Annotated in this window: 16 protein-coding genes; 13 read left to right on the top strand and 3 right to left on the bottom strand. The window is 47.7% G+C overall.

Annotation, left to right across the window (positions count from 1 at the left end; translation table 11 throughout):
* Positions 1 to 356: 356 nt before the first annotated feature.
* Positions 357 to 2,618 (top strand): GH92 family glycosyl hydrolase, encoded by a 2,262-nt coding sequence (locus tag C5O19_RS23165; protein WP_394341803.1) that lies wholly within the window; start codon positions 357 to 359, stop codon positions 2,616 to 2,618.
* Between the two features lie 149 nt (positions 2,619 to 2,767).
* Here C5O19_RS23165 and C5O19_RS23160 read toward each other — a convergent pair whose 3' ends face one another.
* Both C5O19_RS23160 and C5O19_RS23155 read right to left on the bottom strand, forming a co-directional pair.
* Positions 2,768 to 4,288, bottom strand: coding sequence for an RtcB family protein (locus C5O19_RS23160; protein WP_104715763.1), 1,521 nt, complete (start codon positions 4,286 to 4,288; stop codon positions 2,768 to 2,770).
* Between the two features lie 295 nt (positions 4,289 to 4,583).
* Entirely contained in the window at positions 4,584 to 5,258 is a 675-nt protein-coding gene (locus tag C5O19_RS23155) for a hypothetical protein (RefSeq protein WP_104715762.1), read from the bottom strand.
* Positions 5,259 to 5,448: 190 nt separating this feature from the next.
* Here C5O19_RS23155 and C5O19_RS23150 point away from each other — a divergent pair, with 190 nt between their 5' ends.
* Both C5O19_RS23150 and C5O19_RS23145 read left to right on the top strand, forming a co-directional pair.
* The gene (locus C5O19_RS23150) at positions 5,449 to 6,714 is read left to right on the top strand and encodes a sensor histidine kinase (protein ID WP_104715761.1); all 1,266 of its coding nucleotides are present in this window, start codon (positions 5,449 to 5,451) and stop codon (positions 6,712 to 6,714) included.
* 20 nt (positions 6,715 to 6,734) lie between these two features.
* A complete protein-coding gene (locus tag C5O19_RS23145; protein ID WP_104715760.1) occupies positions 6,735 to 7,409 on the top strand; it encodes a response regulator transcription factor in 675 nt (224 codons plus the stop codon).
* 70 nt (positions 7,410 to 7,479) lie between these two features.
* On the opposite strand, the gene C5O19_RS23140 is transcribed toward C5O19_RS23145, so the two are convergent.
* Positions 7,480 to 8,244, bottom strand: coding sequence for a porin family protein (locus tag C5O19_RS23140; protein ID WP_104715759.1), 765 nt, complete (start codon positions 8,242 to 8,244; stop codon positions 7,480 to 7,482).
* Between C5O19_RS23140 and C5O19_RS23135 the strand changes: the two genes are divergently transcribed.
* From C5O19_RS23135 to C5O19_RS23090, 10 genes are all read left to right on the top strand, one after another.
* Positions 8,243 to 9,268 (top strand): gliding motility protein GldB-related protein, encoded by a 1,026-nt coding sequence (locus C5O19_RS23135; RefSeq protein WP_104715758.1) that lies wholly within the window; start codon positions 8,243 to 8,245, stop codon positions 9,266 to 9,268. The two genes, C5O19_RS23140 and C5O19_RS23135, sit on opposite strands and share 2 nt — an antisense overlap.
* A 64-nt stretch (positions 9,269 to 9,332) precedes the next feature.
* On the top strand, positions 9,333 to 9,776 hold the full coding sequence (locus C5O19_RS23130) for a hypothetical protein (protein ID WP_104715757.1): 444 nt from the start codon (positions 9,333 to 9,335) through the stop codon (positions 9,774 to 9,776).
* 88 nt (positions 9,777 to 9,864) lie between these two features.
* Entirely contained in the window at positions 9,865 to 11,682 is a 1,818-nt protein-coding gene (locus C5O19_RS23125; RefSeq protein ID WP_104715756.1) for an ABC transporter ATP-binding protein, read from the top strand.
* A 48-nt stretch (positions 11,683 to 11,730) separates the two neighbouring features.
* Positions 11,731 to 12,156 carry a Fur family transcriptional regulator gene (locus tag C5O19_RS23120; RefSeq protein WP_104715755.1) on the top strand — a complete coding sequence of 142 codons (426 nt, stop codon included), beginning with the start codon at positions 11,731 to 11,733 and terminating at the stop codon, positions 12,154 to 12,156.
* Positions 12,157 to 12,524: 368 nt separating this feature from the next.
* Positions 12,525 to 13,754, top strand: coding sequence for a cytochrome c3 family protein (locus C5O19_RS23115; protein ID WP_104715754.1), 1,230 nt, complete (start codon positions 12,525 to 12,527; stop codon positions 13,752 to 13,754).
* Positions 13,755 to 13,812: 58 nt separating this feature from the next.
* Positions 13,813 to 16,881: a TAT-variant-translocated molybdopterin oxidoreductase gene (locus tag C5O19_RS23110; RefSeq protein WP_104715753.1), complete on the top strand. Its 3,069-nt coding sequence runs from the start codon at positions 13,813 to 13,815 to the stop codon at positions 16,879 to 16,881.
* Positions 16,882 to 16,963: 82 nt separating this feature from the next.
* Positions 16,964 to 18,376, top strand: a complete 1,413-nt coding sequence (nrfD, locus tag C5O19_RS23105; RefSeq protein WP_104715752.1) for an NrfD/PsrC family molybdoenzyme membrane anchor subunit — start codon at positions 16,964 to 16,966, stop codon at positions 18,374 to 18,376.
* A gap of 31 nt (positions 18,377 to 18,407) precedes the next feature.
* Complete coding sequence (locus C5O19_RS23100; protein WP_104715751.1) at positions 18,408 to 18,947, top strand: DUF3341 domain-containing protein; 540 nt, start codon at positions 18,408 to 18,410, stop codon at positions 18,945 to 18,947.
* Between the two features lie 67 nt (positions 18,948 to 19,014).
* Complete coding sequence (locus C5O19_RS23095; RefSeq protein WP_104715750.1) at positions 19,015 to 19,641, top strand: c-type cytochrome; 627 nt, start codon at positions 19,015 to 19,017, stop codon at positions 19,639 to 19,641.
* A gap of 79 nt (positions 19,642 to 19,720) precedes the next feature.
* Positions 19,721 to 21,040, top strand: a complete 1,320-nt coding sequence (locus tag C5O19_RS23090) for a quinol:cytochrome C oxidoreductase (protein ID WP_104715749.1) — start codon at positions 19,721 to 19,723, stop codon at positions 21,038 to 21,040.
* The last annotated feature ends 40 nt before the right edge of the window (positions 21,041 to 21,080 follow it).

Below are 21,080 nucleotides of genomic sequence, written 5' to 3'. Positions count from 1 at the left end.
CTTTATATTTTTTTCAATACATACAAAGCTTTTAGCCATTGCCTAGAAAACGGCTTTCAAAAGCGCACCTGGTCATCAAAAGTGCTCATACCATGATTGGATCAGGTAGCGAAGTAAGGAGCTACGTAGAGACGCCAGCCTCATTGCTTTTAGTAGGTGTAGTTCTCCATTCATTTTTGGTAAAACTCCATTTTTAATAGGGTTTGTTCGTTCTATAGGAGCTTTAACGCTGATTATGATCCTTTTCCGCTTTCTTCTATGAAAAACTGAGTTGAAACCGCCAACTTGCTACTTTTCTTGATAACGATAACCTTTTAAACATTTCATTAATGATACGCTCTTGTCTGCTTGGTCTGATGGGTTTGTCGATGCTTACGGCAACGGCCCAGGAAGTGACCAAGGTAGCCGAACCCGTAGAGTGGGTGAATACGCTCATGGGCACCCAGTCTAAATACAGCCTGTCCACCGGAAATACGTATCCCGCCATTGCTTTGCCCTGGGGTATGAACTTCTGGATGCCACAAACCGGCAAAATGGGCGATGGCTGGGCCTATACCTACGATTCGGATAAAATTCGCGGTTTCAAGCAAACGCACCAGCCCAGTCCCTGGATTAATGATTATGGTCAGTTTGCCATCATGCCTACGACGGGTAAGCTGCGTTTCGATCAGGACGAGCGGGCGAGCTGGTTCTCGCATAAGTCAGAAGTAGCCAAACCTTACTACTACAAAGTATACCTGGCCGACCACGACGTAACGACTGAAATCGCTCCCACCGAACGGGCCGCCGCTTTACAGTTTACGTTCCCCCAAAGCGAAGAATCCCGCGTAGTCATTGACGCCCTCGACAAAGGATCTTACGTGAAAATCATTCCCGGTGAAAACAAGATCATCGGTTATACGACGAAGAACAGCGGTGGTGTACCCGCCAACTTCAAAAACTACTTCGTTATTCAATTCGACCGCCCCTTTGCCAATACGGCTGTTTGGAGTGGTAAGAACGTAGTCAATAATCAGCTCGAAGTAAAGGATAACCACGTTGGTGCAGTAGTAGGCTTCTTGACCAAAAAAGGTGAAAAAGTGTACGCCCGCGTGGCTTCTTCGTTCATCAGTCCCGAACAGGCGGAGTTGAACCTGAAAGAAATCGGTAAGGATGATTTTGCGACGGTGAAAGAAAAAGCCCGCAAAATCTGGAATCAGGAAATGAGCCGACTAACCGTAGAAGGCGGATCCGTGGATCAAACGCGGACGTTCTATTCCTGTCTGTACCGTTCAATGTTGTTCCCCCGCAAGTTCTACGAACTCGACGCGTCGGGTAAAGTCATGCACTACAGTCCCTACAACGGTCAGGTATTGCCCGGTTATATGTTCACGGACAATGGTTTCTGGGATACCTTCCGAGCCCAGTTTCCCTTCTTTAATCTGATGTACCCGACGATGAACGGTCACATCATGGAAGGTCTGGCCAACGCCTACAAAGAAAGCGGCTTTTTGCCCGAGTGGGCTAGTCCCGGTCACCGGGACTGTATGATTGGTTCGAATTCCGCTTCACTCATTGCCGATGCTTATCTAAAAGGAGCCCGTGGTTTCGACATTAATACCCTTTACGAAGGTATTTTGAAAAATACCCAAAATGAAGGCCCGCTCAGCTCGGTAGGCCGGAAGGGTGTGAAGTACTACAACGAATTAGGCTACGTTCCTTACGACGTAAAAATCAACGAAAACGCGGCCCGTACGCTCGAGTATGCCTACGACGACTTTACCATCTATCAGTTGGCAAAAGCCCTGAAACGTCCGCAAACGGAAATTGATCTGTTTGCCAAACGCAGTCAGAACTACCGGAACCTCTTCGATCCTGAAACCAAACTGATGCGGGGTAAAAACAAGGACGGTAAATTCCAGTCGCCGTTTAATCCCTTCAAATGGGGTGATGCCTTTACGGAAGGCAATAGCTGGCACTATACCTGGTCCGTCTTCCACGACGTACAAGGTTTGGCCGATCTGATGGGCGGTAAGAAAGCGTTCGTCAACATGCTGGATTCCGTTTTCGTGGTACCGCCGATTTTCGACGATTCGTATTACGGACAGGTGATCCACGAAATTCGCGAAATGCAAATCATGAATATGGGTAACTACGCTCACGGCAACCAGCCCATTCAGCACATGATTTACCTGTATAACTACGCGGGCGAACCCTGGAAAGCGCAGTACTGGCTCCGCGAAGTAATGGAACGCATGTACAAACCCACGCCCGACGGCTACTGCGGCGATGAAGATAACGGTCAGACTTCGGCCTGGTACGTATTCTCTTCGCTGGGTTTTTATCCGGTATGTCCCGGTACGGATCAGTACGTGGTAGGAACGCCGCTGTTCAAGAAAGCAACGATTCAGTTGGAAAATGGCAAGAAAGTCCTGATTACGGCTCCCAATAACACGGATGAAACCCGTTACATTCAGTCCTTGAACCTGAACGGAAAAGCGTATAGCAAAAACTGGCTCAGCCACGATGAACTCATGAAAGGGGCTACGCTGAACTTCCAGATGTCAACTAAGCCAAACCAGAAACGTGGTACGGCGGATGCGGATGCTCCGTATTCATTCTCGACGGCGAAGAAGTAGTGCTTCGTTGAAAGTAGCTTACTATTACAATTGATTCTTAACCACAGCATACCCTGCGTTTTTGACCGGGTATGCTGTGGTTATTGTCTTAGAGAGGAGCTTGAAAAGATTGAATCTTCAAATCCTTTCAATCCTCAAACCTACTTCAACTAATCCTCCGCCTTCTCGCGGCCATTGGCCATCCGGACGATTTTCGGGGAAAACTTCGCCAGTACTTCTACTAACTCCGACTGAGCGGCCATGACCTGTTCCAGGTTTTTGTAGGCCATCGGAGCCTCGTCAAGGTCGCCGCCCAAAAGCGTAACGCCCGCCATTTCCAGGGCTTTCTGCACGTCTTTTTTCTGAATAGTCTGGAATGCTTTCGTACGGGACATGAGTCGTCCGGCCCCGTGCGAAGCCGAATTTAGCGATTCCGCGAATCCCTTGCCTCGTACTACATAGCCCGGTTGTGTCATCGAGCCCGGAATAATACCCAGGTCGTTTAGACCCGCGGGCGTAGCTCCCTTACGGTGGACAATGACCTCCCGACCATCGGCCAGTTTTTCCTTCCAGGCGAAGTTGTGGTGATTTTCCACCCTAACTACTGGCGACTGATCCAAAGCCCTGGCAATCTTATTATGAATCTCGTGGTGATTCGCCGAAGCGTAATCGCCCGCTAAATTCATGGCAATCCAGTATTCCTGTCCTTCCTCGGAGTCCAAATCCAGCCAGGCCAGATGTTGGGCTTCTTTGGGGAGTTTGGTTTTCTGCATCGCCAATTTTGAATAATAGTTGGCAATGTTGCCCCCAAATCCCCGCGAACCCGAGTGCGAAAGTAGGGCCAGATACCGACCCGTCGGTAAAAGGTCGTCAGACAATACTTCCAGTTCACCCCATTCCACGAAGTGATTGCCCGTACCCGAGGTACCCAACTGGCGGTATGCTTTATCGCGCAATTCACGAATAGGTTTGGTCGCAGTCCACTCCGGACGTTCAAACAGGGTATCGTCAAACTTTTTTCGCGATTCTGAGCCGATACCAAAATGGGTGTGATCTCCCAGTAAGGTTTTCAGTGTTTTAGGCTCGCTGTCAATCATCGTAGCCGGTAAATCGAATACACTTAGACACATCCGGCAGGCAATATCTACCCCGACCGCGTACGGAATCACGGTATTCGCCGTCGTAGCCAGTACGCCGCCGATGGGCAAACCGTAACCTTGGTGAGCATCGGGCATCAAGGCTCCCGCCTGAGCAATCGGCAGTTGCATGGCCGTTTGCATTTGGTTGAGGGCACCCTGCTCGATTTGACTGGCTCCGTAAATGTGATAGGGCAGAGGCTCATCCCGTAGGACAAACTCCCGCGTGGTTTGTCCCGGTAAAGCGGGCAGTTCGTATACAGGCGTACGGGCTGCTTCAGCGGCAAGCAGGCCCTGAGCGTATTCCGTAAGTGGAATCGCCGTACCTGCATCCGCCAGCTTCTTAACGGCCACGCCCAGATTGGTCAGTTTATTGCGGGAAAACGCAAACTTCTTTGGATTCTCCAGCAGTTGAGCCAGCAAGGTCAAGACTTTATCTCTGGAATAAACGCCGTTTGAAATCAAGCCGTTGCTGACGCGAAGAAACTGCTTTTGCAGCTCTTCCGGTATAATCCCCAGGGCTTGCAAATCGGCCTGGGTTAATAGGGTTTCCATGGTTGTAAGGATTGGTGGAAAACAAAAAAGCCCGGAACACGCAGTTCCGGGCTATATAGGGATACTTAGGCCTAAGTCATCCGTTGAGTTGCTAGCTCATTCGCCCGGAACCATTACGATCCTTCCGTCCAAAATCTGGGGCCAGACTTTGACGTTGGGTCATTGCGTAACGGTATGCTTGAGCGATTTTTTGCATTGCGGGCACAAAGATTGCCGTTTTTTTAGATTTCCAAAAAACTCATTTTTAATTTTTTGTGAAGACTTCTCATCACAGCAGGTCGTTCGTACAAATGGTTTATTTCTGAATATCAGTCGTTCCTTTCAAGTGCGTGGGAAATTCCGGAGCAGCCATCCGGAAGCCATTGGCTTTCTCCGCTAGTCCATTACCATCTTTAATGATACGCCCTGAACCCACCGGAATAAGCACATCATTAGGGTCCGTTTTGGCTTTCATGATCAGGGCAGTTTGTAGATTTTTAATACCTTTGTCCGTTAATTCGCCCGAAAAAATCCGGATTTGGGTAGCCGTATACGGATCTTCGTCGCCGTCTTCTGAGTGACTAACGATTTCAGAAAAGAGCGTAAATTTGTTTGCAGAACCCGCCAGAAAAGCCCCTTGCCCCGAGCCATTCGTACTGCCTTTCAGGTCTACTTTTACGCTCAGATTTTGCTGGTCCTGATTCGAAAACCGTATTTTCAAATCGTCGAATTCGTACCCGGCTTCGTAGGCATCCTCTTCCCCGTAAGGACTTACCAATTCATGCGGCGATGAAAGATACATTCCTTCAATGACGGGTGGATTCGTACCCTCATTCAAATTCAGACCCCGGCTTCGAAGCTCATCGATCATTTCCTTTGAAACCAGATTCTGGATATTTTCGGAGAAACCCTTGTTGGCGTCCTCGTCTTTTTTACAGCTTAACGTCAGACCGAGTAGGGCAGCGATTACGGTGTAATGCAGTTTTTTCATGATAAAAGGGAAATTAAGGATTGAAGGTTGAACTCATCGATTAGTCGCAGAATCGAAGGCGGGGGAAACAGTAGGGTGTAATTTTTGCGGAAAGAATTCGGTTGAATCTGTACGCAAGGATCCGGTACTGAAGAAGTTAATGAAATGTTAAGGTTCAAAAGCCTGACGGATTCCGTGTTACTTTTGTCCTATGTCTAGTCGTACGCTTCGCATATTCACCCTCTTATCCGTGCTATTACTGCTCGGACTAGCTCTGGTGCAGTTTTACTGGTTTCGGAAAGCGTATCAGTTGGAAGACCGTGACTTTGACCAGCGGGTGACGACAGCTTTACGCGTGGTGTGTCGCCGGATGATCGACTATAACAATCGACCGAATGCTCTACCGATTCGTCCGGTGGAACGGGTAACGGCCAATTATTACACCGTACAGATCAACGATCAGATGGATCCTTCGGCTCTGGAGGTGTTTCTGCGGCAGGAGTTTTCCCGGCATGATCTGAAAGCCAACTTTGAATACGGTATCTACGACTGCGAGCAAAGCCAGATTCAGTACGGCGGATTTGTGTGCCATACGCCCAATTGCGACGCTACGAAAGCGGCTCAATTTTCCTTTCCTAAGGTGTCTGGTCAGAATTACTACTTCGGTGTTTACTTTCCCGAAAAGCGGGGATATGTACTGGATGAGTTGAAACTCTGGACGATTTCATCCATCGCCATTCTACTGGTTATTCTCTTTTTCAGTTACGCTTTATACGTCATTTTCAAACAGAAGCGGCTGTCGGAATTACAAACTGACTTTGTCAATAACCTGACGCACGAATTCAAAACGCCCCTTTCAACGATCCTGATTTCAACCGATGTATTGTCCCGGCCCAACCAGACCAGCGAGCGGCTGGCCAGTTACGCGGGCATTATTCGAAAGGAAGCACTGCGACTGAAGCAACAGGTGGATACGGTATTGCAAACGGCTCAAAGTCAGCAACAAACCCTGCATTTGGAAAAGGTAGAAGTACACGCTACGTTACACGAACTACTGGAGCGATTAGAACCGCGTGTTCAGACGGAAGAGGGAACGATTAGCCTGGCTCTGGAAGCAACGCAAACGCAAATTCAAGTGGATGTGCTTCATTTTACCAATACCCTGCATAATTTGCTCGACAACGCGATCAAGTACTCGGCTCAGGCTCCAGCATTGCTGATTCGTACTCGCAACGAAAAGCAACACCTGTATATCGAAATCGAAGACCAGGGGATTGGCGTTCCCAAAGAATACCAGACTCGCCTGTTCGATAAGTTCTTTCGCGTGCCTACCGGTAATGTACACAACGTCAAAGGCTTCGGCCTGGGTTTGTATTACGTAAAAACCATGACGGAAGCCATGGGCGGAAAGGTACGGGTAGACAGTGAAGCCGGGCAGGGAAGTCGCTTTACTTTAATCTATCCACTCATGGGATAGGGACTCAATCGTAGCAACGAATGGTACGGGTATTACTGGTAGAAGATGATGAAACATTGGGCTTTGTAGTACAGGACAATCTGGTCCAGGAAGGCTACGCAGTAGACCTGCAAACGGATGGAAAAGCGGGCCTGCAAGCCTTTATAGCAGGTACGTACGACGTTTGCCTGCTGGATGTTATGCTTCCTGAAATGGATGGTTTTACATTGGCCGAGCAGATCCGATCCAGTGGTAGTCAGGTTCCCATTATTTTCCTGACGGCCCGTTCATTGAAAGAAGATCGCATTCGTGGGTTTAAACTGGGCGGTGATGATTATCTGACCAAGCCTTTCAGTATGGAAGAGCTGGTCTTACGAATGGAGGCTATTCTGCGGCGGATGGAAGTGCGAACACCCGAAAGCTACCTGCTGCATTTTGGAGCCTATCAGCTCGATACCCGAAACCGACGCCTTTCCTGCGGCGACTTCTCCATTCATCTGACCGCCCGTGAAACGGATTTGCTAAAGATGCTGGCTGGGCGAGCCAATGAAATTATTCCCCGGGATGAAATTCTAGTTCGGCTCTGGGGCAAGAGTGATTACTTCCTGGGTCGCAGTCTGGACGTTTTCGTGAGCCGCTTACGTAAATACCTCAGTCAAGATAAAACCCTACGCCTGGTAAGTGTACACGGCGTAGGGTTTCGGCTGGAAGTTTAATGATCAGTCATCTTCAGGGAAGACCTCTTCGGACTAATCGAAAAGCGTGATACGGACCTTTCGCTAGTCCTTAGAACTTATACGCTAAATCCAGAAAAAAGCAGTTGCTCTTAATCGATAAGTCACGATCCCGGTAAATGTTGACTAGTCCGCGTTGGTAGCTTAGTCCAAATACCAGAGCATCACTGCCACTTAACGCATATTCGCCTCCGCCAGCCAGCAGCAAATTCACGTCTCCAAAACCAAAAGACCGGCTTCGATCTTTCGAGTCATTATAAAGAAACAACGCATTTAAGGGACGATTGATGGGCTTCTCAGACAGCTTCAGATCCGCTACGCCACCAAACTGTACAAAGAGGCGGAGGCGGTCGGCTACTTCATTGGTCAGTAACTTGAACGTAACCGGAAGCTGCAAATACTGAAGGTTAAACTGAGAGGTTGTCGCCGATCCTGGTGGGGTCAGATTACTTAAGAACGTCGCCGAATTACGTACATTCACCCGCTTCACTGTATACCACAAGCCCGTACTAAAGGCGTATTTATCGGTAAAAAAGAAATCGGCGATGGGTCCTAGACTGAGCCGAACGCCCGCTCCGTTATTATCAAAGGAGCTGTATTCACCAGCACTTTCAATGCGGTGACCACTAATGAAAGGGGAAACTTTAAAACCCATTTGTACGCCCGTGGGACGATACCGAACCAGGCCCCGATCTTCGCGATACTTTTCCCGAACCGGGCGGTACTGAGCGGTGGCTGTAAAGGAAAGAGTGAATAAAAGCCCCAACAGGAGATTTTTTTGCGTAATTTTGCTCGATTTTTTGAAGGTCTTTTTCATGAGAAAAATTTTGATTATCAGCTTCTTGGCTGGAATCTTGGGTACTTTTGCCGCGTGTGAGTCGTCTACAGAGTCAGGTCAGCATACGCTAAAAACGCTGCCCGGAGCCGATACCATCCAGATTCATTTAGCGATCGAACGGCTGGATTCTTCACTTTTTGCCTGCTCTTCTAAGGAAGAGGTCAAGCACTGGCTGGATACGCATCCCGGTTTTGTAAACAACTATTTCCCGAAAAATGAGTTCCAGGATCGCAATCAGCTCGTTACCGAACTGCACCGGAGAGTAAACGAACCAAGCCTACGGGAATTTTATAAACAGGCTCAGGAAAGTTTTCAAAACTTCCAGCCCCTACAGGCCGATCTGCGTACCGCTTTTCGGAACATGAAGGCCTACGATCCCAAGTTCCGAACGCCACGCGTGCAACTGGTTTTTACTGGTTTCATGGGCCCCGATCTGATGGTCAGTGACAGCGTACTGGTCATTGGCATTGATTACTTCATGGGTTCTAAAGCTAAGTATCGGCCTGACGTATACGCCTACCAGCTCTGGCGATACACGCCCCAGGCCCTGGTCCCGCAAATGTTGTTCATCGCTTCAGAACCTTACGTAAAGAGTGATCCGAAGGATCGTACGCTGCTTGCAGAAATGATTAACTACGGAAAAGGATACTTGTTTGCTCAAACGATGCTTCCCCAGACGCCCGATAGTTTGCTGATTGGGTACACTGGGAAGCAACTCGCAGAAACTGAAATAGCTCAGGATTTAGTATGGGGACATTTTATCGACGAAAAACTTTTATACGAGACCAACCCGAATAAGAAAATCCGCTACCTGGGTGATCGCCCGCAAACGCCGGAGATTGGGCCGCGTTGCCCGGGCAGTATTGGGCGTTGGCTGGGCTGGAAAATCGTTCGCTATTATCAGGATAACAACCCGGACGTTTCTCTGAAGGAATTCATGACGAATACAAACGCCCGGCAAATACTGGAAGCTTCGAAATACCGGGGCCAGACGGAACAATAAATTTTTTTTTTACCTTATCCAATAAAGCTATTTATTCCATCAGAAAGGATGAGTAGCCACATGTATGGTTATACTGTTTGTTTTTGCTTTTGTTGTATTATTAGGACTGGGCGGTATTGTCTTCTTTATCGTTACGCTTTCGCAGGGAGAGTCCCTGCGGGAAGGTCGCCTGAAAAAGTTAACGGCCGAACGCCCGTCACTCGATGAGGCTTCTTTTATACAGGACCTGGTGAATCGGGGTTACGATGAATCGCTGGTTCGAAAACTGTACTCAGAATTGGGTTGGTATTTATCCGAACATCCTGGTTTTGGACTGAACCCTTCCGACAATGCCGAGAAAGACTACTGGATGCCGAGTGAAAACGTCAAAGATTTGATTGAACGGCTTTTTGCTCAGGTGCAGGGCCGGCGTCCACTCATGGCCGACTGGGCTGCCTGGGAACAGCGTACGGGGAAAGCTCCCGTAGCAGTATTGGAAAACATGCTCCGCTTTGCGACCAACCGCTAAGAACGATTACTACCGTCTCATTTACACATACTCTATAGATCGCTGAGAGGGCTTAGATCACTCCTAGCGTTTTGCATCACTACTCCTTATGGCTAAACGGCAAAGTTCCTTTGGCGAAGAGCCCGCTGCTGAAGACAAGAAAAAAGTAAACCGGGCGGGTTTAAATAAAACATTACACGTATTCCGTTTTGTCAAGCCGTACAAGGGCCTGTTCATTATTGGATTGATTTTCCTGGCCCTCTCGCAATTGACGATGATGGCTTTCCCGCTGATGATTCGGGAGATTGTAGCAGTACTGGAGAAGAAATCGCAGTTTACGCTCAATCAGGTATTGTTGGCTTTGTTTGCGGTACTGGTAGGACAGGCGATTTTTTCGTTTGCTCGTATCTATTTCTTTACCCGCGTCAGTGAGCGATCAATGGCCGATGTACGCAAGAATCTGTACTCGAAGGTGGTTACCTTACCCATTCGTTTCTTCGAACAGCGTCGGGTAGGGGAGTTGATGAGCCGCATGACTTCCGATGTTTCACAGTTGCAGGATGTACTAACCATTACACTGGCCGAATTGCTACGGGGCGTAGCTACGCTGGTGATCGGTATCTTTATTATTGTTACGATTTCCTGGAAGCTTACCTTATTTATGCTGGCGACGTTCCCCATTCTAATTGTCGCGGCGATGGTTTTTGGCAAGTTCATTCGTAAAATGTCCAAGCAGGCCCAGGATCAACTGGCGGCGGCGAATGTGGTGGTCGAGGAAACGTTACAATCCATTAATATCGTAAAAGCCTTTACAAACGAACCCCTGGAAGTAAAACGATACACGACGGCTCTGGATCGGGGCGTAGCGATTGCTCTGAAGGCATCCATGTACCGCGGTGGTTTTGTCTCCTTTCTGATTTTTACGCTGTTTGGTGGAATTATCGGAGTCGTGTGGTACGGAGCAACACTGGTACTCAACGGTGAGATGATTATGGCCGATCTCTTCGGCTTTGTATTATATACCGCTTTTATTGGTGGATCGGTGGGTGGACTAGGTGATATGTACGCCCAGGTACAGAAAACCATTGGAGCTTCGGAACGGATTCTGGAAATTCTCGAAGAGAAATCGGAAGTAGAAACCGAACAGACGGGAGCCCTGACGAAAGTAGATTTGGAAGGTACCATTGAATTCCGCAATGTGGAGTTCAATTATCCGTCCCGCCCCGATATTCAGGTACTCAAGAAGATCAATTTACAAGTACACCGTGGCGAAAAAATTGCTTTGGTAGGGTATTCCGGAGCTGGTAAATCGACGATTGTACAATTATTGATGCGGTATTATACGCCACAGAGTGGTCAGATCCTGGTGGATGGCCAGCCCATTCAGCAGTATTCCATTCCAGGATACCGGAGCCACATGGCGGTAGTGCCGCAGGAGGTAATGCTGTTTGGCGGAACCATTCGGGAAAACATCGAATACGGTCGTCCCGGAGCTACGGATCAGGAAATTGTGGATGCGGCTCGCAAGGCCAATGCGTATGACTTCATTACTTCATTCCCCGAAGGATTTAATACGCTCGTTGGGGAGCGGGGCGTGAAGCTTTCGGGTGGACAGCGGCAACGCATCGCCATTGCCCGGGCCATTTTAAAAGATCCGGCTATTCTGATTCTGGATGAAGCCACTTCTTCCCTCGATGCTGAATCAGAAAAACTCGTGCAGGATGCGTTGGATCGATTGATGGAAAACCGCACGACGATCATCATTGCCCACCGATTGGCTACCATTCGCAACGTCGATCAGATTTATGTACTCCAGCAGGGAGAAATCATTGAACAAGGAACGCACGAGGAATTATCGCTGATGGAAGAAGGTTTATACAGCGGACTCGTGAAGTTGCAGTTTGAAAATGCCGTAAATTCGAACTAACGTTTCGGACTGGAAACCCGGTCATTGGAACCTTATTAATACATTCGTATGAATAGACTCGTGCCGATTACGCTCAAACAGCATGGCCTTCGCCATACGGAGGCTCGGGAAGAAGTACTGGATTTGTTTTATAATAAGAATTTCGCCCTCTCGCACGGAGGTCTGGAAAACGAATTGCAGGAACGCTTTGATCGGGTAACCATTTACCGAACCCTGAAGACATTTCTGGATAAGGGAATCATTCACAAAGTACTCGATGATGAAGGTACCGTCAAGTACGCCATGTGTCGCTCCGACTGTCAGGCAGAAGATCATGAGCATCATCATGACCACGTACACTTCAAGTGCCTGGGTTGTGGACAAACGACCTGTCTGGATGAAGTTCGTATTCCAGCTTTGGATTTACCCGAAGGATATAAACGTCAGGAAATCAATCTTCTGGTACAGGGTACCTGCCCGGCTTGCAAGTCTTAATTTCTTAAACGGTATGGTAAATACTCCCGGTCGAAAGCCGGGAGTATTTGTTTTATTCGGGGAATAAGTTGACTATAAACTAGAAAATGGTTGATTAAAAGGCTACAATCCTTTGAATATCAGTACTAAAGCTAGAATGATTTTTTTGAGGTCGAACAGAAGTGGGCGATAAGATGAGCAGAAAGAGTGGAAAGCGACAGAAAGGTTTTTGAGATTATTTAGAAAGAATTTAAATAAATATTTTTCTCCTTGTTTTGACGTTCGGGAAAATTCTTGAGTTTGAAGAACAACGATCCGATTGTAGTTTTGTGAGCCCGGAATGGGTCTATACGGGCATCCCGTACTGAAAATAAAAGTTGAAAAGTATTATGATCAAACGAGCACTTAGCTACTTCTTCGGGACCGCAACGGCTATCATCCTGACGATGTGGAGTAGCACGTCCGGCTTTGCACAGGATCCCGCAAAAGGCGAACAGCTCTTCACTAACAACTGTGCCTCCTGTCACAGTGTGGGAGCAGATAAGCTAATCGGCCCTGGTTTAAAAGGTGTCAACGAACGGCATGATGAAGCCTGGTTGATTAAATGGATCAAGAATCCCGCTGGAATGGTGGCCAGTGGTGATGAACAAGCAACGAAGCTTTACGATCAGTACAAGCCCATCATGATGACGGCGTTCGGAAGTCTTTCCGATGACGATATCAAGAGCATTCTGGCTTACGTAGAACAATCGAACAAAGGTGGTGGTGACAAAGCTGCGGGACCTGATCAGGGTGGTCAGCAACAAGTAGCCCAAAGTGGTGGTGGCGAGCAGTCATCCGGCTTCTTTGGCGTGGTGTTGGTGGCTCTGCTGGTCGTCATGATTCTGATGCTGATTGCTCTCTTCGGTATTCTGACCGTATTGAGTCGTCTGGCTACCGTAGATCCTTCTTCACCCGAAGCTCAGAAGATTCCTTTCTTCGCTCGTCTGAAAGAAAGCACCGGTAAACTGGGTAACAGCCCCGCTTTCCGTACGGGAGCTCTGCTTTTATTCGTCCTTTTAGCGGGTAAAGTAAGCATCGATGGTATGTACGGGATTGGTATCCACCAGGGCTATGCTCCTAAGCAACCCATCGCGTTTTCGCACAAGTTGCACGCAGGTGAGTACAAGATCGACTGTAACTACTGCCATACCGGCGTTAACAAAGGAAAGCAGGCGAATATTCCTTCCCCGAATATTTGTATGAACTGCCACAACGCCGTAAAAACTTCTTCCCCTGAAATTCAGAAAATTTACCGGGCTATCGAGAAAGATCAACCTATCGAGTGGATTCGCGTGCACAACTTGCCAGATCTGGCCTACTTCAATCACTCTCAACACGTCAACGTGGGCGGTCTGCAATGTCAGCAGTGCCACGGTGAAGTGGAGAAGATGGAAGTGATCGAGCAACGCTCTACGCTGACGATGGGCTGGTGTATCGATTGTCACCGGAAAACCAGTGTGAATGCAAAAGACAACCAGTACTATGACAAACTGGTTGAGATTCACAAAAAAGAAGGCGTGAAAGACATGAAAGTGGCTGACATCGGAGGGCTGGAATGCTCGAAGTGCCACTATTAATATAACAGGGCGGCTTTCTTTGGAAGCCGCCTTTCCCAACACGAGTTTTTCTAAGAGAATGGAAAATACTACGAAGCGATACTGGCGAGGAATTGAGGAGTTACGAAACGATCCCGAGTTCGTAAAAAACGCTCATCGCGAATTTGCTGATTCATCAGACATTACCGACGGAGGAGGAACCTACCGCCGTGACTTCCTGAAAATGTTGGGCTTTGGCGTAGCAGCGGTTTCGCTGGCTGCCTGCGAAGCTCCCGTACGGAAAGTCATTCCTTATTTAAATAAACCTTCAGACGTTGAGCCCGGTATTGCGAACTGGTACGCTTCTTCGTATGTAGATGGGGGTGATTACAGTGCCATCCTGGTAAAAACTCGCGAAGGACGACCCATCAAAATTGAAGGTAACCCGAATTCAAGTGTATCCCAAGGCGGAACCGGTACGCGTGTACAGGCTTCCGTATTGAGTTTATACGACAATGAGAAGCTAAAAGAGGCCCAAAAGGGGGGCAAGAAAATTGAGTGGGATGCTTTGGATAAAGAAGTAGTAGCGGCTTTAGCCTCTGCTCGCAATATCCGGATTGTATCCAACACGATTTTAAGTCCGACTACGAAAGCCGTTATCGAAACGTTCAAGGCGAAATATCCTTCAACGGTACACGTGTCGTATGATCCGAACTCGGCATACGGACTCACGCAGGTACACGGTGGCCAATTACCCGCTTTTGATTTCAGCAAAGCGAAAGTAATCGTAAGCTTAGACGCTGACTTCCTGGGTAGCTGGATTTCTCCGGATGAATTCTCGAAGCAGTGGGCCGTAGGTCGTCGTCTTTCTTCGGCGAAAAATGGCAATAAGCAAATGTCACGTCACTACGATTTTAGTACGCTGATGACGTTGACGTCTTCCAATGCTGATTACCGTGGACGGGTGAAACCTTCTCAATCCGGATTAGTAGCTTCTACGCTGCTGCGTCTGGTAGGTGGTTCAGCCAGCACGGCCGATGTGAAAATTGAATTCCTTGAAAAAGCAGCAAAAGATCTGAAAGCAGCTGCTCCGGGTACGACCTTAGTTGTGTCGGGTTCAAATGATCCGAACGTACAAACAGTAGTGGCTGAAATCAACAAGGTTTTAGGTAACTACGGTACGACGATTGCCGGTACGAGCAACTACAAACAAGGTGACGATGCCGCTTTCAATACGTTTGTTAATGAATTGAAAGGTGGACAGGTTGACGCGGTAATCTTCTACGGTGCTAACCCAGTATACGATAGCCCCCGCGGCAAAGAAATCGCCGATGCTCTTTCACGGGCGAAGGTAAGCGTATCGTTTGCGGATCGGGCTGATGAAACGGCTTCGCTGTGTCAGTACGTTGCTCCAGATTCTCATTTCCTGGAATCATGGGGTGATGCAGAACCCAAACCTGGTTTCTACTCGATCATTCAGCCGACGATTTCAACGATCTTCAGTACGCGTCAGGCTCAGTCTTCTTTATTAACCTGGGCTGGACAGAACGCTGATTACTACGAGTTTCTGACGAAAAACTGGGCGACTAACATCCTGAAAACTGGAAGTAAAGAAGCCTGGAACAAAGCCTTGTACGAAGGGGTATTCGAACCCGCTAAAGGTACAACGGCTGCTGCTCCGGCAGTAACGTCAGACCTGCTGACGGCCTTGGGCAAAATCAGCGGTGCCTACAAAGCTTCTTCTACGGTGATCGAATTCATGCCGTATGAAAAAGTTTCCATGGGTACGGGTTCACAAGCCAACAACCCCTGGTTACAGGAATGTCCCGATCCGATTTCGAAAGCTACGTGGGATAACTACGCTGCGATTTCGCAGAGAACGGCGGATAAACTGGGTGTAGCTCAGAATGATCTGGTAACGCTGGAGATCGCTGGTAAAGAAGCCATCGAACTTCCCGTATTAATTCAGCCCGGCCAAACGGTTGATACGGTTGGTATCGCGATTGGATACGGTCGTCAAAAAGCGGGTAAAGCAGCGGATGGTGTTGGTAAAAACATTTATCCTTGGATTAACTCAGCGGGTGCTGAAATTAAAGTAACGCCAACGGGTAAAACCTATAAGTGGGGTATTGCTCAAACGCAGACGCACAACACCGTTATGGCTCGTGAGTCTGTGGTACAGGAAACGGTACTGGCTCAATATCAGGAGAATGTTAAAGCAGGACGGTTCCAACCGAAAATTGCTACCTCCGAAGGAAGCAAAAGTCCTGGCGACATTTCGCTCTGGAATGGTCACGAAAAACAAAATCACAGCTGGGGAATGGTCATTGACCTGAACCTGTGTACCGGTTGTGGTTCTTGCGTAGTAAGTTGCCAGGCGGAAAACAACGTACCGGTAGTTGGTCGTAAAGAAGTAGTAATGCGTCGTGAAATGCACTGGATTCGCATTGACCGTTACTATTCATCGGTACAACCCACGGAAGACGAAGGCGTATTCCAGGAATTGAAAACGTTGGAATCAGCGGCTGAAAATCCAGAAGTTGTATTCCAGCCCATGCTGTGCCAGCACTGCTCGAATGCTCCCTGCGAAACGGTATGTCCGGTATTGGCTACCACGCACAGCAACGAGGGTCTGAACCAAATGACTTACAACCGTTGTATCGGTACGCGTTACTGTGCCAACAACTGTCCGTATAAAGTACGCCGGTTTAACTGGTTCAAATATTTTGACGAAGATCGTTTCCCTTACCACTTCAACAATGACCTGGGTAAAATGGTCATCAACCCTGAAGTTACGGTTCGTAGCCGTGGGGTAATGGAAAAATGTTCTTTCTGCGTACAGCGTATCCAAGCTACCAAACTGGCAGCGAAGAAAGAGCGTCGCAGACCTTACGCGAATGAAGTACAGGTGGCTTGTTCGCAATCTTGCCCCACAGGAGCGATTGTTTTTGGTGACATGAACAATCCGGAAAGTAACATTTCTCAACTGCTGGCGGTAGAAAAAGAGGGACGTGCCTTTACCATGCTGGAAGAAATCAACGTATTGCCCCAAATCAGTTATCTGACGAAAGTACGTAACAAAGATTTCGCCGATTCCGTAGCTCCTAACAAAAAAGAGCAAGGTCACGGAGAAGGTCACGAGCATAAAAAAGTAAAAGAACACGCGTAACCGATTTCTCATCCCTTCTGACGAGTTTCGGCCCGTCAGAAGGGATTATATTATTCAATAGAAACTCTGAAAATTTAGAAATATGTCACACGTCAGTGCTGTTGTAAGGCCTCCTTTGGTGACAGGTGGAAAATCCTACCACGACATTACCGAGGACGTATGCCGGCAGGTAGAAGGAAAACCGACTACCTCGTGGAAGATCGTTTTCGCTATTTCCTCGCTGGTTTTAGCCGTGGGTACGGTTTCGGTATTCTGGACTTGGTGGGATGGTTTGGGTAACTGGGGTTTGAATAAAACCGTTGGTTGGGCCTGGGACATTACCAACTTCGTATGGTGGGTAGGTATTGGTCACGCAGGTACGCTGATTTCGGCGATTCTTTTGCTGTTCCGTCAAAAGTGGCGGACGTCCGTTAACCGGGCAGCCGAGGCCATGACGATCTTCGCCGTTATTTGTGCCGCTAGCTTCATCTTAATGCACGCCGGTCGGGCTTGGTTAGCTTACTGGTGTATCCCTATTCCTAATACGTACGGTTCTTTGTGGGTAAACTTTAACTCACCTCTGGTTTGGGACGTATTTGCTATTTCAACGTACTTCTCCGTATCCTGCTTGTTCTGGTATGCAGGTTTGATTCCAGATTTAGCTACGATTCGTGACCGTGCCAAAAGCAAAGTTTCCAAATACATCTACGGCTTGCTTGCTATGGGCTGGAATGGAAATACCAAAACTTGGGCTCGTTACGAATATGTATCGCTGATCCTGGCTGGTATTTCTACACCGCTGGTACTTTCGGTACACACGATCGTATCTTTTGACTTTGCTACGTCTGTTATTCCAGGCTGGCACACGACGATCTTCCCTCCGTACTTCGTAGCAGGGGCTATCTTCTCAGGTTTTGCCATGGTAAACAACCTGTTGCTGATTGTACGCTGGACGTTTAAACTGCAAGATTACATTACGATTGAGCACATCGAGACGATGAATAAAATCATCACCGTTACGGGTTCTATCGTAGGTATCGCTTACATCACGGAGTTCTTTATTGCCGCATATTCAGGAGTTAGTTACGAACAATACGCGTTCATTAACCGGGCTACCGGACCTTACTGGTGGGCTTACTGGGCGATGATGACCTGTAACGTAGTTACGCCTCAGCTGTTCTGGATTCGTGGCATCCGTCGTAGCATTACTTGGACATTTGCTTTAGCCGTAGTCGTAAACATTGGTATGTGGTTTGAGCGTTTCGTAATTATTGTAACGTCTCTGCACCGTGATTATATCCCTTCAAGCTGGGCGATGTTCTCACCGACACTGATTGACATCGGGGATTACGTGTTTACGTTCGGTCTGTTCTTCGTGCTGTTCCTGTTGTTTGCCAAGTATTTACCCGTAATCAACATGGCGGAAGTAAAAGCAGTAATGAAGAGTTCTTCCGAGCGTTTCCCTTACAAAGTGAAACCCAGCTCGAAGAAACCTGGACAACACGTAACCGAATAAGCTCAATTCAAGGAAAAAGCATTCAATCCTCATGGATACCAACAAGAGATTTTTAGTAGGAGTGTACGATGATGATGACGAGGTGATGGCGGCCGTGAAAACGGTACGGGCCAGCGGCATCAAGATTCATGACGTGTATACTCCATTCCCCGTACACGGCTTGGATAAAGCCATCGGCCATCCCCGTACTCGGATTCCGGTAGTTGCCTTTATGTTCGGTACGCTGGGTTTAATAACGATGTTTGTCTTCACGCTGTACACCATGCGTTTAGACTGGCCTATGAACATTGGGGGTAAAGACTACTATGCTTTGCCGGACTTTATTCCACCGATGTTTGAGTTTACGGTATTGTTTACGGCCTTTGGTATGGTATTTACCTTCTTTATTACCAATGGATTGTGGTGGGGTAATAAAGCGGTCATTTTCGATTTGCGTAGTACCGACGATAAGTTCGTTATGGCTATCGATACTGCTTCCAACCAGAAATCAGAAGCGGAGATTGAGAAGGCTCTTCGGGAAACTGGTGCCATCGAAATCAATGTAAAAGAAATTGTTGAGGAAGAAGACTAAGTGAAAGGATAGGGCATCTGGTGCCAGATGCCACTCTATCGAGCGTTAATATCAACTTGATTGGACAATGAAAAAATACCTACCGTTTGTGTGGATTGCAGCTTCCCTTGTGGTGGTTTTGCTGGCATCCCTGAAACGTGATCCTCAACACCAGGCCTGGGAATTTGCTCCTAACATGTACTATCCCGTGGGCTACGAACCCCTGTCACAAATTGATGCTAACCCCATTAACAGTGCTACAGGAAAAGGTAACCTGAACATGCGGGTACCGGTAAAAGGCACTATTCCTCAGCAAAGCTTTACGACTACGCTGGGTGATACGACGGTGTCAGCACTGGAGCGGATGGATCTGATCGCACGGAATGTTCCGGCTGACAGTATTGCCATGTCAGAAGCAGTTCTTTCGAATCCTATTGCGACTACTGACAAATCATTGAAACAAGGCGAGTTACTCTACGGTCGCTACTGTCTGCACTGCCATGGTGGTACGGGTAAAGGGGATGGCTTAGTAGGAAAGAAATACGGCGGGGTACCCGTGTATTCGAGCGACGCTTTGAAAAATCTGAACGACGGACATATCTATCACGTCATTACCTACGGTAAAGGCCGGATGTGGCCGCATGGTTCGCAGGTATCACCTGAAGATCGCTGGAAAATCGTTCAGTACGTGCACAAACTTCAGCAAGAACCCTAATCTATTAAAGAGTTAACTGGAAATCGTTAATGATTTATTGACGATTAGCGAACAACTGATAACGAATAACGAAAGTATAATGGCAGAGCACAATCACCATTTTGATCCAGCGGAGATGGAAGAATGGTATGACTTTACCTCCTCTTCAAAGCGTAAGCTGATTATCGGTATGCTGGCAGGTCTGGCTACTCTTTTGATTGGTGCGTTTTTATTATCAAAAGGTTGGGGAATCGGACTTAATCACGTACATGAGCATGCTGAACATGCGGCTCATGGACACGAAGCTCATCACGGTTTACCCGCGTGGGCAAAGCGTGTCGTAGGTAACCTTTGGATGAACGCAGAATTCTTTACCGGTATTTCAGTAATCGGTATGTTCTTCGTAGCCATTCAGTATTTATCCTGGGCAGGTTGGTCGTCCATCATTAAAAGAATTCCTGAAGCGTTCCCAGCTTTTATTCCTTTTTCGGGAGCGATCATGATCGTTCTGTATTTAGTTTTTGGTCATGAAATTTTTCACTGGCGTCATGAAGGCATCATGGATCCAGAAAGCGAGCATTACGATGCAATCATTGCCGGTAAAAGCTGGTATCTGAATAATGCTTTCTTCTTAATCCGTACGGTCCTTTACCTAGCTTCTTGGTATGTGTTGTGGATGTACCTGCGTAATTTGTCTAAGCAGGAAGATGCGATTGGTGGTACGGAATGGTGGTACAAAATGAAGTATCTATCTCGGATCTTCATTCTGGTATTTGCCGTAACGTCTTCTACCAGTGCATGGGATTGGGCGATGTCTATTGATACGCACTGGTTCTCAACGATGTTTGGCTGGTACCACTTTGCTTCCTGGCACGTAACCGGTTTGGCCGTTACTACGTTGACGGTAATCTCTCTGAAAGAGAAAGGTTACCTGCCCGCAGTAAACGAAAACCACCTGCACGATTTAGGTAAATTCATGTTTGCTTTCTCTATTTTCTGGACCTATGTATGGTTTGCTCAGTTTCTGCTGATTTACTACGCTAACCTTCCAGAAGAGACGATTTACTACAAAGAGCGTTTCAGTGGTTACGGTGGAATTTACAAAGCTCCCTTCTTCATCAACTTGTTCATGGGCTTCTTGGTACCTTTCTTGTGGTTCATGACGCGTGATGCAAAACGGAACTTCGTATTCCTGAAAGTAGGATCTTTTGCCATCATCATTGCTCACTATTTCGATTTCTATCAAATGATGATGCCGGGTCTGGTAGGAGCAAACGGAGGATTTGGTTTGATTGAGTGGGGTACGACGTTGTTTTTTGCCAGTGCCTTTATTTATGTAATATCGGCTCAGTTAACGAAAGCTTCGTTGGTAGCTAAAAACCACCCCATGCTGGAAGAAGCCGTTCACCACGATATTTAGTAGTCGAACCGAACGTTGCATTTATCCTAGGTGTTCTGAA

This window comes from Siphonobacter curvatus, from assembly GCF_002943425.1.
In the GTDB taxonomy this organism is placed as follows: domain Bacteria; phylum Bacteroidota; class Bacteroidia; order Cytophagales; family Spirosomataceae; genus Siphonobacter; species Siphonobacter curvatus.
Note: the sequence above shows the minus strand (reverse complement) of the source record. Positions and strands in the feature narration are given on the sequence as shown.

Coding starts and splice junctions, on each gene's coding strand:
- C5O19_RS23135 (WP_104715758.1), top strand. CDS start 8,243: ATGAGAAAAATTTTGATTATCAGCTTCTTGGCTGGAATCTTGGGTACT.
- C5O19_RS23130 (WP_104715757.1), top strand. CDS start 9,333: ATGGTTATACTGTTTGTTTTTGCTTTTGTTGTATTATTAGGACTGGGC.
- C5O19_RS23115 (WP_104715754.1), top strand. CDS start 12,525: ATGATCAAACGAGCACTTAGCTACTTCTTCGGGACCGCAACGGCTATC.
- C5O19_RS23165 (WP_394341803.1), top strand. CDS start 357: ATGGGTTTGTCGATGCTTACGGCAACGGCCCAGGAAGTGACCAAGGTA.
- C5O19_RS23140 (WP_104715759.1), bottom strand. CDS start 8,244: ATGAAAAAGACCTTCAAAAAATCGAGCAAAATTACGCAAAAAAATCTC.
- C5O19_RS23120 (WP_104715755.1), top strand. CDS start 11,731: ATGAATAGACTCGTGCCGATTACGCTCAAACAGCATGGCCTTCGCCAT.
- C5O19_RS23160 (WP_104715763.1), bottom strand. CDS start 4,288: ATGGAAACCCTATTAACCCAGGCCGATTTGCAAGCCCTGGGGATTATA.
- C5O19_RS23090 (WP_104715749.1), top strand. CDS start 19,721: ATGGCAGAGCACAATCACCATTTTGATCCAGCGGAGATGGAAGAATGG.
- C5O19_RS23155 (WP_104715762.1), bottom strand. CDS start 5,258: ATGAAAAAACTGCATTACACCGTAATCGCTGCCCTACTCGGTCTGACG.
- C5O19_RS23110 (WP_104715753.1), top strand. CDS start 13,813: ATGGAAAATACTACGAAGCGATACTGGCGAGGAATTGAGGAGTTACGA.
- nrfD (WP_104715752.1), top strand. CDS start 16,964: ATGTCACACGTCAGTGCTGTTGTAAGGCCTCCTTTGGTGACAGGTGGA.
- C5O19_RS23100 (WP_104715751.1), top strand. CDS start 18,408: ATGGATACCAACAAGAGATTTTTAGTAGGAGTGTACGATGATGATGAC.
- C5O19_RS23145 (WP_104715760.1), top strand. CDS start 6,735: ATGGTACGGGTATTACTGGTAGAAGATGATGAAACATTGGGCTTTGTA.
- C5O19_RS23095 (WP_104715750.1), top strand. CDS start 19,015: ATGAAAAAATACCTACCGTTTGTGTGGATTGCAGCTTCCCTTGTGGTG.
- C5O19_RS23150 (WP_104715761.1), top strand. CDS start 5,449: ATGTCTAGTCGTACGCTTCGCATATTCACCCTCTTATCCGTGCTATTA.
- C5O19_RS23125 (WP_104715756.1), top strand. CDS start 9,865: ATGGCTAAACGGCAAAGTTCCTTTGGCGAAGAGCCCGCTGCTGAAGAC.